At 77.2% G+C, this 417-nt stretch carries 1 pseudogene; it reads right to left on the bottom strand.

Features of this window, described 5'->3' with window-relative positions:
• Positions 1 to 118 precede the first annotated feature (118 nt).
• Positions 119 to 417, bottom strand: a pseudogene (locus DW309_RS19620) (hypothetical protein); the annotation flags it as partial.

A 417-nucleotide genomic window follows, 5' to 3' on the forward strand; every position in this document is an offset into this window, starting at 1 on the left:
CCCGCGGGCAGCAGCCGCGCCGACTCCAGCCCGGTCGCCACGAGTGCCGCGCCCGCCGCGAGCAGCACGAGGCCGCCGCCGAGCAGCACCACCCGGTTCCCCACGGATCCCGAGAGCCTCATCCGACCACTCCTTCCGTCGCCACGAGCACACGCGGCGTCAGGGCGAAGCCCACCTCGTCCAGCACGCGCACCACAGCGGTCCGCGCCGCATCACGGTCCACGGGCACCCCGCTGGTCGGGGTCAGGCGGACCGTGGCGGCTCTGCGCCCCACCGTGACCGCGACGCGCGGTCGCGGAACACCCGTGCGCCTGGCCACCCCGTCGGCGATCGCGTCCGCGAGCACGCCGTCGTCCACCACGAGCGCAGTGCGCCCGGTGAGACGGGCGCGTCGGGCGCGACGCCCCGGGACGACCG

The organism is Microbacterium sp. K41, assembly GCF_004794395.1.
Classification (GTDB): Bacteria; Actinomycetota; Actinomycetes; order Actinomycetales; family Microbacteriaceae; genus Microbacterium; species Microbacterium sufflavum.